The 13281-nt window shown below is 62.4% G+C and carries 16 protein-coding genes; 15 read left to right on the top strand and 1 reads right to left on the bottom strand.

The features are described from left to right. Positions 1–76 precede the first annotated feature (76 nt). The 15 genes from fliF (at position 77) to SSARUM2_RS14795 (ending at position 11951) form a co-directional block, all read left to right on the top strand. Entirely contained in the window at positions 77–1777 is a 1701-nt protein-coding gene (gene fliF, locus SSARUM2_RS14725; RefSeq protein ID WP_060438549.1) for a flagellar basal-body MS-ring/collar protein FliF, read from the top strand. Continuing rightward, on the top strand, positions 1774–2766 hold the full coding sequence (gene fliG, locus SSARUM2_RS14730; RefSeq protein ID WP_033634975.1) for a flagellar motor switch protein FliG: 993 nt from the start codon (positions 1774–1776) through the stop codon (positions 2764–2766). The genes fliF and fliG overlap by 4 nt, the downstream gene beginning before the upstream one ends. After that, positions 2759–3463, top strand: coding sequence for a flagellar assembly protein FliH (fliH, locus tag SSARUM2_RS14735; protein WP_033647766.1), 705 nt, complete (start codon positions 2759–2761; stop codon positions 3461–3463). Before fliG ends, fliH begins: the two co-directional genes overlap by 8 nt. Continuing rightward, positions 3463–4824, top strand: coding sequence for a flagellar protein export ATPase FliI (fliI, locus tag SSARUM2_RS14740; protein ID WP_033634977.1), 1362 nt, complete (start codon positions 3463–3465; stop codon positions 4822–4824). The genes fliH and fliI overlap by 1 nt, the downstream gene beginning before the upstream one ends. A gap of 21 nt (positions 4825–4845) precedes the next feature. Further along, positions 4846–5292, top strand: coding sequence for a flagellar export protein FliJ (gene fliJ / locus SSARUM2_RS14745; protein WP_047571550.1), 447 nt, complete (start codon positions 4846–4848; stop codon positions 5290–5292). Beyond that, positions 5289–6521 (top strand): flagellar hook-length control protein FliK, encoded by a 1233-nt coding sequence (locus SSARUM2_RS14750; protein ID WP_060438547.1) that lies wholly within the window; start codon positions 5289–5291, stop codon positions 6519–6521. Before fliJ ends, SSARUM2_RS14750 begins: the two co-directional genes overlap by 4 nt. A gap of 165 nt (positions 6522–6686) precedes the next feature. Continuing rightward, complete coding sequence (gene fliL / locus SSARUM2_RS14755) at positions 6687–7172, top strand: flagellar basal body-associated protein FliL (RefSeq protein ID WP_033634980.1); 486 nt, start codon at positions 6687–6689, stop codon at positions 7170–7172. A 5-nt stretch (positions 7173–7177) separates the two neighbouring features. Then, on the top strand, positions 7178–8182 hold the full coding sequence (gene fliM / locus SSARUM2_RS14760) for a flagellar motor switch protein FliM (RefSeq protein ID WP_033634981.1): 1005 nt from the start codon (positions 7178–7180) through the stop codon (positions 8180–8182). Continuing rightward, positions 8175–8591, top strand: coding sequence for a flagellar motor switch protein FliN (fliN, locus tag SSARUM2_RS14765; RefSeq protein ID WP_004934799.1), 417 nt, complete (start codon positions 8175–8177; stop codon positions 8589–8591). The genes fliM and fliN overlap by 8 nt, the downstream gene beginning before the upstream one ends. Then, the gene (gene fliO / locus SSARUM2_RS14770; protein ID WP_033647771.1) at positions 8591–8995 is read left to right on the top strand and encodes a flagellar biosynthetic protein FliO; all 405 of its coding nucleotides are present in this window, start codon (positions 8591–8593) and stop codon (positions 8993–8995) included. The genes fliN and fliO overlap by 1 nt, the downstream gene beginning before the upstream one ends. Continuing rightward, positions 8992–9753, top strand: a complete 762-nt coding sequence (gene fliP / locus SSARUM2_RS14775; protein WP_025303257.1) for a flagellar type III secretion system pore protein FliP — start codon at positions 8992–8994, stop codon at positions 9751–9753. The genes fliO and fliP overlap by 4 nt, the downstream gene beginning before the upstream one ends. 21 nt (positions 9754–9774) lie before the next feature. Beyond that, on the top strand, positions 9775–10044 hold the full coding sequence (gene fliQ, locus SSARUM2_RS14780) for a flagellar biosynthesis protein FliQ (RefSeq protein WP_004934803.1): 270 nt from the start codon (positions 9775–9777) through the stop codon (positions 10042–10044). Between the two features lie 2 nt (positions 10045–10046). Further along, positions 10047–10829, top strand: coding sequence for a flagellar biosynthetic protein FliR (gene fliR, locus SSARUM2_RS14785; protein WP_033647774.1), 783 nt, complete (start codon positions 10047–10049; stop codon positions 10827–10829). 362 nt (positions 10830–11191) lie between these two features. After that, complete coding sequence (gene sra / locus SSARUM2_RS14790) at positions 11192–11326, top strand: stationary-phase-induced ribosome-associated protein (RefSeq protein WP_086556932.1); 135 nt, start codon at positions 11192–11194, stop codon at positions 11324–11326. Positions 11327–11684: 358 nt separating this feature from the next. Beyond that, complete coding sequence (locus SSARUM2_RS14795) at positions 11685–11951, top strand: hypothetical protein (protein ID WP_041038027.1); 267 nt, start codon at positions 11685–11687, stop codon at positions 11949–11951. Between the two features lie 325 nt (positions 11952–12276). Here SSARUM2_RS14795 and flgL read toward each other — a convergent pair whose 3' ends face one another. Continuing rightward, positions 12277–13236 carry a flagellar hook-associated protein FlgL gene (gene flgL / locus SSARUM2_RS14800; RefSeq protein WP_041035613.1) on the bottom strand — a complete coding sequence of 320 codons (960 nt, stop codon included), beginning with the start codon at positions 13234–13236 and terminating at the stop codon, positions 12277–12279. Positions 13237–13281 lie beyond the last annotated feature (45 nt).

The raw sequence follows: 13281 nt of genomic DNA on the forward strand, positions 1-13281 counted from the left end.
CCGTTCATCAGCCTGGCAGGGAGCTGCTCAGCGGCCCATACGGGATCGTGAGCGCCATTGAAGGACGAGACCTAAAATGAGTGCTTCGATAACCGCCGGCGAAAGCCGCGACAACGGCCTGCAGGCCATCTGGAATCGTCTGCGCGCCAACCCGAAAATTCCGTTGCTGGTCGCCGCCTCCGCCGCGATCGCCATCGTTGTCGCGCTGCTGTTGTGGGTGAAAAGCCCTGACTACCGCGTGCTGTACAGCAATCTGAACGACCGCGACGGTGGCGCCATCGTCACCCAGCTGACGCAGATGAATATCCCTTACCGCTTCGCCGAGAATGGCGCAGCGCTGCTGATCCCGGCGGAAAAGGTGCATGAAACCCGCCTGCGCCTCGCGCAGCAAGGGCTGCCGAAGGGCGGCGCCGTCGGCTTCGAACTGCTGGATCAGGAAAAATTCGGCATCAGCCAATTCAGCGAACAGATCAACTATCAGCGCGCCCTTGAGGGCGAGCTGTCGCGCACTATCGAATCGCTGGGGCCGGTGCAAAACGCCCGCGTTCACCTGGCGCTGCCTAAACCTTCGCTGTTCGTGCGCGAACAGAAATCCCCTTCCGCGTCGGTGACGCTGACCCTGCAACCCGGCCGTGCGTTGGACGACGGCCAGATCAACGCCATCGTTTATATGGTGTCGAGCAGCGTCGCTGGCCTGCCGCCGGGCAACGTGACCGTGGTCGATCAGGCCGGGCGCCTGCTGACGCAGTCCGACGGCACCGGGCGCGATCTCAACGCCTCGCAGCTGAAATACGCCAACGAAGTCGAAAACGGCTTCCAGCGCCGCATCGAAGCGATCCTCGCCCCGGTGGTCGGCAGCGCCAACGTGCGTGCGCAGGTCACGGCACAGATCGACTTCGCCACTCGCGAACAAACCGATGAGCAGTACCAGCCGAACCAGCAGCCGGACAAAGCCGCTATCCGCTCGCAGCAAACCAGCCTGAGCGAGCAGATCGGCGGGCCACAGGTGGGCGGCGTGCCGGGCGCGCTGTCCAATCAGCCGAGCGCGCCGGCCACCGCGCCGATTGAGACCGCCAAGCCGGCCACCGCCGCAGGCAACAATGCCAACGCGACCGCACAAAACGCCGCGACCACCCGCAGCACGGCGGCCAACGGCGTGCCGCAAAATACCCGTCGCGACGCGACCACCAACTACGAGCTCGACCGCACCATTCGTCACACCCAGCAAAAAGCCGGCACCGTGCAGCGTCTGTCGGTCGCCGTGGTGGTCAACTATCTGGGCACCGATAAAGACGGCAAACCGCAGCCGATGAGCAAAGAGCAGCTGGCGCAGATCGAAGCGCTGGTGCGTGAAGCGATGGGCTACTCCAGCAGCCGTGGCGACACCCTGAACGTGGTCAACACGCCGTTTACCGACACTCAGGTGACCGGTGGCGAACTGCCGTTCTGGCAAAGCCAGTCGTTTATCGATCGCCTGATCGACGCGGGCCGCTATCTGCTGGTGCTGCTGGTGGCCTGGCTGCTGTGGCGCAAACTGGTGCGGCCGCAGCTGCAACAGCGCCAGGCGGCGCAACAGGCCGCCGTCGCCGCCGCCAACGCCCCTGCCGCCAAAGCGGTCGACAGCAGCAAACCGAGCAACGAGGAGCTGGCGCAGCGTCGTAAATCGCAGCAGCGCGTCAGCGCAGAAGTCCAGAGCCAGCGGATCCGCGATCTGGCTGACAAAGACCCACGCGTGGTCGCTCTGGTAATCCGCCAATGGATGAGTAACGAGATATGAGCCTGACCGGAACCGACAAAAGCGCCATCCTGCTGATGACGCTGGGTGAAGATCGCGCGGCGGAGGTGTTCAAACACCTCTCCTCGCGCGAAGTACAGCTGCTGAGCGGCACCATGGCCGGCATGAGCCAGGTTTCACACAAACAGCTCGGCGAAATACTGACCGAGTTCGAAGACGACGCCGAGCAATACGCGGCGCTGAGCGTCAACGCCAGCGACTACCTGCGTTCGGTGCTGGTCAAGGCGCTGGGCGAAGAGCGCGCCGCCAGCCTGCTGGAAGACATTCTCGAATCGCGCGAGACCACCACCGGCATGGAAACGCTCAACTTTATGGAGCCGCAGAGCGCCGCCGATCTGATCCGCGACGAACACCCGCAGATCATCGCCACTATCCTGGTGCACCTCAAACGCGGCCAGGCGGCGGATATCCTGGCCCTGTTCGACGAACGCCTGCGCAACGACGTGATGCTGCGTATCGCCACTTTCGGCGGCGTGCAGCCGGCGGCGCTGGCGGAGCTGACCGAAGTGCTGAACAACCTGCTCGACGGCCAGAACCTCAAACGCAGCAAAATGGGCGGGGTGCGCACCGCCGCCGAGATCATCAACCTGATGAAAACCCAGCAGGAAGAAGCGGTCATCGACGCGATGCGCGAATACGACGGCGAGCTGGCGCAGAAGATCATCGACGAGATGTTCCTGTTCGAAAACCTGGTGGAAGTCGACGATCGCAGTATCCAACGCCTGCTGCAGGAAGTGGAAGGCGAGTCGCTGCTGATCGCCTTGAAAGGCGCCGAACAGCCGCTGCGCGAGAAGTTCCTCAAGAACATGTCGCAACGCGCCGCCGACATCCTGCGCGACGATCTGGCCAACCGTGGGCCGGTGCGCATGTCGCAGGTGGAGAACGAGCAGAAAGCCATCCTGCTGGTGGTGAGACGCCTGGCGGAAAGCGGCGAAATGATCATCGGCGGCGGCGAGGACACCTATGTCTGATCGCATTAACACCCTGCCCTGGCAGCCCTGGTCGCTCAACGATCTGGGCGAACAGAAACCGGCGATCGAACTGCCGCAGTTGCCGGATCTCGAACTTGACGATCCGTCGCCGGACGCACAGGCCGAATTGCAGCAGCAGTTGGCGACGCTGCGCCTGCAGGCGGAGCAACAGGGCCAACAGTTGGGCTATGCCGACGGCCAGCAAAAAGGCTATGAGGCCGGTTTTCAGTCCGGACTGGAGGAAGGCCGCCAGCAAGGGCTGCTGGAAGCGCAGCAGCAGCAGCAGCCGCTGACCGCCCACTGGCAGCAGCTGGTCACCGAATTCCAGCACACGCTGGACGCGCTCGACAGCGTGATCGCTTCGCGGCTGATGCAGCTGGCGCTGACCGCCGCCAAACAGGTGCTGGGCCAGCCGCCGGTGTGCGACGGCACCGCCCTGCTGGCGCAGATCCAACAGCTGATCCAGCAGGAGCCGATGTTCAACGGCAAGCCGCAGCTGCGGGTACACCCGGACGACTACTCGCGCGTCGAGCAGCAGCTGGGGGTCACCCTCAGCCTGCACGGCTGGCGCCTGCTGGCGGACGGCGAGCTGCACCCGGGCGGCTGCAAGGTCAGCGCCGAGGAAGGCGATCTCGACGCCAGCCTGGCGACGCGCTGGCATGAATTGTGCCGCCTGGCGGCACCGGGAGAAGTCTGATGACCGCGCGTCTCGGCCGCTGGCTGAGCTCTCTGGATACGCTGGAAAAACGCATCGCGCGCGCGCCGATGGTGCGCCGCTACGGTCGCCTGACCCGCGCCACCGGATTGGTGTTGGAAGCCACCGGCCTGCAGCTGCCGCTCGGCGCGACCTGCCTCATCGAACGGCACGACGCCGGTGAGGTGCAGGAAGTGGAAAGCGAAGTGGTCGGCTTCAACGGCCAGCGGCTGTTCCTGATGCCGCTGGAAGAGGTGGAAGGCATCGTGCCGGGCGCGCGGGTTTACGCCCGCATCGCGCCGGAAGGCCAAAGCGCCGGCAAACAGCTGCCGCTCGGCCCGGCCCTGTTGGGGCGGGTGCTGGACGGCAGCGCCAAACCGCTCGACGGCCTGCCTTCACCGGAAACCGGTTACCGCGCGCCGCTGATCACCGCGCCGTTCAACCCCTTGCAGCGCACGCCGATCGAGCAGGTGCTGGACGTGGGGGTGCGCACCATCAACGGCCTGCTGACCGTCGGCCGCGGCCAGCGCATGGGCCTGTTCGCCGGCTCCGGCGTCGGCAAGAGCGTGCTGCTCGGCATGATGGCCCGTTATACCCAGGCGGATGTGATCGTCGTTGGCCTGATCGGCGAGCGTGGCCGCGAGGTCAAAGACTTTATCGAGAACATTCTCGGCGCCGAAGGCCGAGCGCGATCGGTGGTGATCGCCGCGCCAGCGGACGTCTCGCCGCTGCTGCGCATGCAGGGGGCGGCCTACGCCACCCGCATCGCCGAGGATTTCCGCGATCGCGGGCAGCATGTGTTGCTGATCATGGACTCCCTTACCCGCTACGCCATGGCGCAGCGTGAGATCGCCCTGGCCATCGGCGAGCCGCCGGCGACCAAAGGCTACCCGCCGTCGGTCTTCGCCAAGCTGCCTGCGCTGGTGGAACGCGCGGGCAACGGCATCAGCGGCGGCGGTTCCATCACCGCCTTCTACACCGTGTTGACCGAAGGGGACGATCAGCAAGACCCGATCGCCGACTCGGCGCGCGCCATCCTCGATGGCCACGTGGTGCTGTCCCGGCGCCTGGCGGAAGCCGGCCACTACCCGGCGATCGACATCGAAGCGTCAATCAGCCGCGCCATGACGTCGCTGATCGACGAAGAGCATTACCGCCGGGTGCGCACCTTCAAACAGATGCTGGCCAGCTATCAGCGCAACCGCGATCTGATCAGCGTCGGCGCCTACGCGGCGGGCAGCGATCCGTTGCTGGACAAAGCGATGACGCTGTATCCGCAGATGGAAGCCTACCTGCAACAGGGCATCTTTGAACGCAGCGGCTACGATGAAGCCTGTCAACAGCTGCAGCAGTTGATTGTTTAACGTCACCAGAGGCGCACAGCGATGAAATCACAGTCACCCCTGATTACCCTGCGCGATCTGGCGCAGGATGCGGTGGAACAGGCCGCGCAACAGCTGGGCCAGGTACGGCAGGCGCAGCAGGCGGCGGAGCAACAGCTGTCGATGCTGCTCAACTATCAGGACGAATACCGCCAGAAGCTGAATCATACGCTCTGCGACGGCATGGACAGCTCACGCTGGCAAAACTACCAGCAGTTTATCGGCACGCTGGAACAGGCCATCGACCAGCACCGCCAGCAGCTGCTGCAGTGGGGGCAGAAAGTGGATCATGCGGTGAAGCAATGGCAAGACAAACAACAGCGGTTGAACGCTTTCGAGACCCTGCATACCCGCGCCATAACGGCGGAGCAGCAGCAGGAGAACAAACGGGATCAAAAACTGATGGATGAGTTCGCTCAACGCAGTGCACAAAGGAATATCAACCCATGAATCTGAACGCCCTGCCCGGCCTGGCCTTACCCGGCGACGCCGGCGGCCTGGCCGAACTGACCTCGGCGCTGGATGAAAGCCAGCTGTCGTCCGCTTTCGCCCAGCTGCTCGGCGCCCGTTTCGCACCCGCCGCCGACGGCAAACAGCCGCCGGTCGCGCTGAGCGCGGACGAAGAACACGCCCCGGCCCTGAGCCGCAACCAGCTCAATCAACTGCTGGCCACCTTCGGCGAGCGCGGCGGCCTGCTGCCGGGCCAGACGGCCTCAGCCGACGCGCTTTCACCTGAGGGTGCCGAGGGCGAAGCGCCCGCCGCCGGCGACAAACCGGCGCAGCCGCCGATCACCGCCGCCAAAGAGCTGGATGCCGCAACGCTGCAGGCGCTGTACGCCATGCTGCCGGCCGCGATCGTCGCCCAGGCGCAACCGGCCGAAGGCCAACGCTCGCTGCCGGTGGAAAGCGCTGACGAGGCGACTGCGTTGCAGCCCGGCAACGGCCTGCTGAACATCGCGGCGGCCGGTGATAAAACCGCCACACATTCATCGGCATCCCCTGCTCCGTCGCCGACGGGCGCGAAAACGCCTGCCGCCGACGGCGACAATGCCTCGGCGGCGCTCCCGCAACCGACCAACGGCGAACGCGCAAGCACCGCACAACCGCTACAGGCGGGCGATACGCCACAGCAGCCGCCGCTCAATCACGCCGTCGCCCTGGCCGCCGCCAGCCCGACGCAAACCGCCGCCCCGGCCAGCGCACTGGTGACCGCACCGCCTGCGCCGCAGCTCAACGCGCAGCTGGGCAGCCCGGAGTGGCAGCAGGCGTTGAGCCAACAGGTGCTGATGTTCCACCGCAACGGCCAGCAGAGCGCCGAGCTGCGCCTGCACCCGCAGGAACTGGGCGCCCTGCAGATCACGCTAAAGCTGGACGATCAGCAGGCGCAGCTGCACATCGCCTCCGCTCACGGCCAGGTGCGTGCGGCGGTGGAAGCGGCGATGCCGCAGCTGCGTCACGCGCTGGCGGAGAGCGGCATCAACCTGGGGCAAAGCAGCGTGGGCGGCGAGTCCACGCCGCAATGGCAGCAACAGGCACAGCAGCAGGCTTCCAACGGCCAGGGGCGTGCCAGCTATGCGGAACATCATGGCGGTGACGCTGCGGCCGCCGAGGGCATCAGCGCACCGGTGGCGCTGCAGCGCATGGCCAGTGCGGTCAACGGCGTCGATATTTTCGCCTGAGCCGCCGCAAACGCCCAAGCTGGCACCCATTTCCGCGTCTATTCAGGCTATTGCACGCCGCAATAGACGCGATAATACCTTTACATGTCATGCGTGCGGCTTTGCCGCGCGCTATGCCCGCCGCCTCGCCGGCCGCGGGTGGAACAACAGGAATTAGATTTGGCTATGTCTCAGAACACCCTTCCCGCAGCACCGAAACGCTCCCTTCTGGTCATCCTGCTGGTGTTGATCAGCGTCGTCGCCTGTGGCGCCGCGGGCTACAGCTGGTGGCTGCTGCAACAGCATAAAAACGGCGCCGAACCGGCCGCCGCCAAACAGCAACCGCCGGCCGCGCCGGTGTTCATGCCGCTCGACACCTTTACCGTCAACCTGGTGACGCCGGACAACAACCCGGATCGCGTGCTGTACATCGGCCTCACGCTGCGTCTGCCGGACGAAAGTACCCGCCGTCAGCTGAACGATTTTCTGCCGGAAGTGCGCAGCCGTCTGCTGATGCTGCTCTCCCGTCAGGAAGCGAGCCAGCTGGCCAATGAACAAGGGAAGCAACGGTTGGTGGCGCAGATTAAGGACGTGCTCAGCCCGCCGCTGGTTAAGGGACAACCGAAGCAGGTGGTCAGCGATGTGCTGTTCACCGCCTTCATACTGCGGTAATCACTATGGGCGACAGCATTCTTTCACAGGCAGAGATCGACGCCTTGCTCAACGGCGACAGCGCGGGTGATGAACCCGAAGCGATAGTCGGCAAAGAGAGCGAGGTCAAGCCTTACGATCCGACCACCCAGCGCCGCGTGGTGCGCGAGCGTCTGCACGCGCTGGAAATCATCAACGAACGTTTTGCCCGGCAGTTCCGCATGGGGTTGTTCAACCTGCTGCGCCGCAGCCCGGACATTACCGTCGGCCCGATCAAAATCCAGCCGTATCACGAGTTCGCCCGCAACCTGCCGGTGCCGACCAACCTGAACCTGGTGCATCTGAACCCGCTGCGCGGCACCGCCCTGTTCGTGTTCGCGCCGAGCCTGGTGTTCATCGCCGTCGATAACCTGTTCGGCGGCGACGGCCGCTTCCCGACCAAGGTCGAAGGCCGCGAGTTCACCCCGACCGAACAGCGGGTGATCAAGCGCATGCTGCGCCTGGCGCTGGACGCCTACGGCGACGCCTGGAGCGCCATCTACAAGATCGACGTGGAGTACGTACGCGCCGAAATGCAGGTGAAGTTCACCAACATCACCACTTCGCCGAACGATATCGTGGTCACCACGCCGTTCCAGGTGGAGATCGGCGCGCTGACCGGCGAGTTCAACATCTGCATTCCGTTCGCCATGATTGAGCCGCTGCGCGAGCTGTTGACCAACCCGCCGCTGGAAAACTCGCGGCAGGAAGACAGCCATTGGCGCGAAACGCTGGTGAAGCAGGTGCAGCACTCCGAACTGGAGCTTATCGCCAACTTCGTCGATATCCCGATGCGGCTGTCGAAAGTCCTGAAGCTGCAGCCTGGCGATGTATTACCGATAGACAAGCCGGAACGCCTGATTGCCCATGTGGACGGCGTGCCGGTTCTGACCAGCCAATACGGCACGTTGAACGGGCAATATGCCCTGCGTGTTGAACATTTGATTAACCCTATTTTGAATGCTCTGAGTGAGGAACAGCCCAATGAGTGATCCTAAGCAACCGTCTGGCGAAGGAAAGGAATCCGTAGACGATCTGTGGGCTGATGCGTTTAACGAGCAGCAGTCCTCAGAGAAATCCGGCGCGAGCACCGAAGGGGTGTTCAAGTCGCTGGAAGCTCAGGATGCGCTCGGCAGCCTGCAGGATATCGACCTGATTCTGGATATTCCGGTCAAGCTGACCGTGGAACTGGGGCGCACCAAGATGACCATCAAAGAGCTGCTGCGCCTGTCGCAAGGCTCGGTGGTAGCGCTGGACGGCCTGGCCGGCGAGCCGCTGGACATCCTGATCAACGGTTACCTGATCGCACAAGGTGAAGTGGTGGTGGTGGCCGACAAGTTCGGCGTGCGCATCACCGACATCATCACCCCGTCCGAACGCATGCGTCGACTGAGCCGCTGATGACCGTCGCTGCGCCCGTTACCGTCCAAAGCAGCCAACCACCCGCCGCGCCGGCCTTGCCGGCCGGTTCGGTGTTGATGCAGGTCAGCAGCGCGCTCGGCGGCATTCTGCTGCTGATCCTGCTGGCCGGTTGGCTGTTCCGCCGGCTGGGCTTCGCCCCGCAGGCGCGCAACAACAAGCTGCTCAACCTGCGCGCCAGTTGCCAGGTCGGGCAGCGCGAGCGCGTGGTGGTGGTGGAAGTCGACGATACCTTGCTGGTATTGGGCGTCACCGCCCAGCAGATCACCCCGCTGCACACCCTGCCCGCCCCGCCGAAAGACGAGGGCGCGGCCGACGCGGCGACGCCGGCGGACTTCCGCCAACTGATGCAAAAAGTTCTGAAACGCCCGGAAAAATCGGCATGACCTCGACTCTTCATACCCTCGTCCGCCGTCCGGCGGTTTGGCTCCCTGCCGCCCTGCTGTTCATCAGCCCGGCGGCTTTGGCGCAACTGCCGGGGCTGATCAGCCAGCCGCTGGCCAACGGCGGCCAAAGCTGGTCGCTGCCGGTGCAGACGCTGGTGCTGTTGACCTCGCTGACCTTCCTGCCCGCCATGCTGCTGATGATGACCAGCTTCACCCGCATCATCATCGTGCTCGGGCTGCTGCGCAACGCGCTGGGCACCCCGTCGGCGCCGCCGAACCAGGTGATGTTGGGGCTGGCATTGTTCCTCACCTTCTTCATCATGTCGCCGGTGTTCGACAAGGTCTATCAGGATGCCTACCTGCCGTTCAGCCAGGACAAGATCGGGTTGGAGGTCGCGCTGGATAAAGGCGCGCAGCCGCTGCGCGAATTCATGCTGCGCCAAACGCGCGAAACCGATCTGGCGCTGTACGCCAGGCTGGCCAATCAGCCACCGCTGGCCGGCCCGGAGGCGGTGCCGATGCGCATCCTGCTGCCCGCCTACGTCACCAGCGAACTGAAAACCGCCTTCCAGATCGGCTTTACGGTGTTCATTCCGTTTCTGATTATCGACCTGGTGGTCGCCAGCGTGCTGATGGCGCTGGGGATGATGATGGTGCCGCCGGCCACCATCTCGCTGCCGTTCAAGCTGATGCTGTTCGTGCTGGTCGATGGCTGGCAGCTGCTGCTCGGCTCGCTGGCGCAGAGTTTCTATTCGTAACCCCCGACCGGAGAACGCGAGATGACACCTGAATCAGTTATGGCGCTCGGCACCGAAGCGATGAAAGTGGCGCTGGCGCTGGCCGCCCCGCTGCTGCTGGCGGCGCTGATCAGCGGCCTGGTGGTCAGCCTGCTGCAGGCCGCCACCCAAATCAACGAAATGACGCTGTCGTTCATCCCCAAAATTCTGGCGGTGGTGGCCACCATCATCATCGCCGGCCCCTGGATGTTGAACCTGCTGCTGGACTACATGCGCACCCTGTTCAGCAACCTGCCCACCCTGATCGGCTAACCGTGCTCACCTTCGACAGCGCCCAGCTCACCGTCTGGCTCAGCCACTATTTTTGGCCGCTGCTGCGCATTCTGGCGCTGATAAGCACCGCGCCGGTATTCAGCGAAAAGCAAATCAGCAAAAAGGTCAAAATCGGCCTTGGCGGGCTGATCGTCATCCTGATCGCGCCGACGCTGCCCGCCAGCAATATCCCGATCTTCTCCGCCGCCGGCCTGTGGCTGGCGATTCAACAGATTCTGATCGGCGTGGCGCTGGGATTGACCATGCAGTTCGCCTTCGCGGCGGTGCGCCTGGCGGGCGAAGTGATCGGCATGCAGATGGGCCTGTCGTTCGCCACCTTCTTCGATCCCAGCGGTGGCCCGAACATGCCGGTGCTGGCGCGCCTGCTCAACCTGCTGGCGATGCTGCTGTTCCTCAGCTTCGACGGCCATCTGTGGCTGATTTCGCTGCTGGCGGACAGCTTCCACACCCTGCCTGTCCAAACGCAGCCGCTGAACGGCAACGGCTTCCTGGTGCTGACCCAGGTCGGCTCGCTGATCTTCATCAACGGCATGATGCTGGCGCTGCCGCTGATCTGCCTGCTGTTGACGCTGAACATGGCGCTCGGCTTGCTCAACCGCATGACGCCGCAGCTGTCGGTCTTCGTGATCGGCTTCCCGGTCACCATGACCTTCGGCATCATGACGCTGGGCATGATGATGCCGATGCTGGCGCCGTTCTGCGAACATCTGTTCGGTGAAATCTTCGATCGGCTGGCGGCGGTGATCGGCGGCATGACTTTCTGAGCCCCTAAGCCGCCCCTTCTTTCCCTCCCGCTTCCCTCTGAGACAAAATGGCAATAAAAACGCTTTCCTGGAACAAAAGCCTGAGAAACGTCTTTTATCCGGATTAAGGTTCAAATGTCTCCGGCGGCTTGAATAAATAAAACCCCGGCCTAGAATAGACCCGGTAACAAAAAAATATCGCCTTGCACCTCCTTAATTTTCCGCGGCGATAAAATACGTTTATCTCGAGTAAAAAAAATAAAAACAACCCCGTCACGCATTGTTAAATGCGCGGCAGATAACTGACACCCTGAATAAATGCGTCCGGCGCCTGCCGGCTGCAGGGCGCAGCATCGACCTTTGCTAACCACAGGAGCGAGATCATGATTAAAGCGAAAAGCAACCGCAAGGCACGCCGGTTATTCGGTTTGACCCACTGGAAAAGCAACAAGTTTAGAGTTTCTTTTACCGAGACGGCCGACGGCGGGAAATGGAAAGTGGTGAAGAAAAAGAAATAATACCGTACGGTTTTTAGCAAAACACTCCGGGTTGCGCCCGTATCCGGCCTCTGCTGCGCCATTCGACGCTGCACCGGGACGGCAACCCGGCTCCTGCCGTAACCGGCATTGATCACCCGTCGGCAAGCCATGTCGACATCCTGTGCATTTCATTGTCAGGAATGAAATAATGCAGCACGTCGCCTTCGCTGCCACGCTAAATTTAGAGATAATGCATTAATAATTTGATTTACTCACACCTCTTATTTATCCGCTGACAAGAAAAATCGATTTCGCCCCTTATTCCCCCAGCGTTATATTGAGAACAACCTTGCAGACAGCACGCTGCAAACCTCACCAAAATATAATCGGTGTAAATATGAAGATAAAATTTCAGCTGAGTGATTTATTTATCTCCGGCATTGCCCTCTTGATCATGAGCACCATTTTAAACACGTTGGGATTTTCATGGGGTTTGTTTGTTCTGCCGCCTGGCGTCGATAGGTTTGTCATCATCCTGTTTACTTTGTTCGGGTCATTAAAACTGGCCGAGTATATCTGCAAACCCATACGGTGGCTGCTCAATGCAAGCCGCAAGCCTCAAATCAAAAACAACACCCCTAAAAATAACGCGAAGTCGCGTTAACAGGAGATCGACCTATGTTGAGAGAACTGACCAGCCGTAACGGCAGGGCGATTGGCACGGCGGCGGCCTCAGCCTTTGTCAACATAGGCAGTCATGCACTAAAGGATCCGGCAACGATCGCGGCGTACCTTTCCGCTGACGCTTAAGGTGAATGGGAACACGCAGACAAAAAAAGGCGCGTCGCTCAGTCAGTAGTGGGAGAACAAGCGACGCGCCAAACGAGTGCGCCCGGTTTCAAGAAGCCTCCCTCCCCGCGGGGCGGAGAGGGTATTTTCTAAGCGCACTAAAGGGAAACCCGTCGCGGTCAGGCAACGGGGTATTGCTCTTAACGATTCATCTGGAACAGCGACATGCCCTGCATATCGCTGAAGGTTTTATACGACGCCTGCAGCGCCGCCTGCTGCATAAAGTAAGACGAAATAGACTCGGCCAGATCGGCATCCGTCAACGCGCTCATCTGGACCTGGTTGGTCATGTCGCGCTCTTTGCCGATGCTGTCCAGCTGATCCATTTCCTGCAGCTGGCTGCCCAGCTCGGCGCGCACGCTCAGCACGTTGTTGTAAGAGTTGTCCAGGCCGCGGTTGGCTTTCGCCAGCGCATCGTTCACCTGCTGCCTGGTGGCCTCATCGGCGCCCTGCAGCGGGGTTTTCAGCGCGTTCAGCGCGATATCGATACTCTCGAACACGTTGCTGACCGGCGCGCTGCCGTCAGGCTCGGGCTTGGGATTGCTGGTCAATGACATGAACACCGCGTTGCCGGTATGGCCGATGGTCATGGTGCGGTTGGCGTCCACTTTCTGCTGAACCGTCTTGTCGCCGCCCTGATAGCTGACGGTGCCGCCGTTATCGACGAACGGCGCCTTGTCGTTCACGTATCCGCCGAACATATAGCGGCCGTTGCCGTCGGTGCTGTTGGCCTGGTTCAGCAGCTGATCTTTCAGCCCCTGCAGTTGGGTGGCCAGCGACTGACGGTCGTTATCGCTTTCGGTGCCGCCGGCGCTGACGATCAGCGCCTTCATGTCCGCGATGGTGGACGTTGCGCCGGCCAAGACCGTTTCTTCCATCGACACGCTTTGGCGAGCGAAAGTGCGCGCCAGCGTGTATTGGCTGTTTTCCGCCTGCGACTGCGACAACATCACCGCGCGCGACGCCGCCAGCGGATCGTCGGACGGGTTGATCACCCGCTTGCCCGAGGAAAGCTGCTCGGCGGCCTTCATGAACAGCGACTGGTTGCCCGTGATGCCGTTCATGTTCTGTTGGTACATCATGCTGGTGCTCATGCGCATGCTGTGGGTTCCTTACTCTGAGCGGCCGGCGCCGTTATCGGCGCC

Origin of the sequence: Serratia sp. K-E0102, from assembly GCF_029962625.1 — a bacterium.
Lineage (GTDB): Bacteria > Pseudomonadota > Gammaproteobacteria > Enterobacterales > Enterobacteriaceae > Serratia > Serratia sarumanii.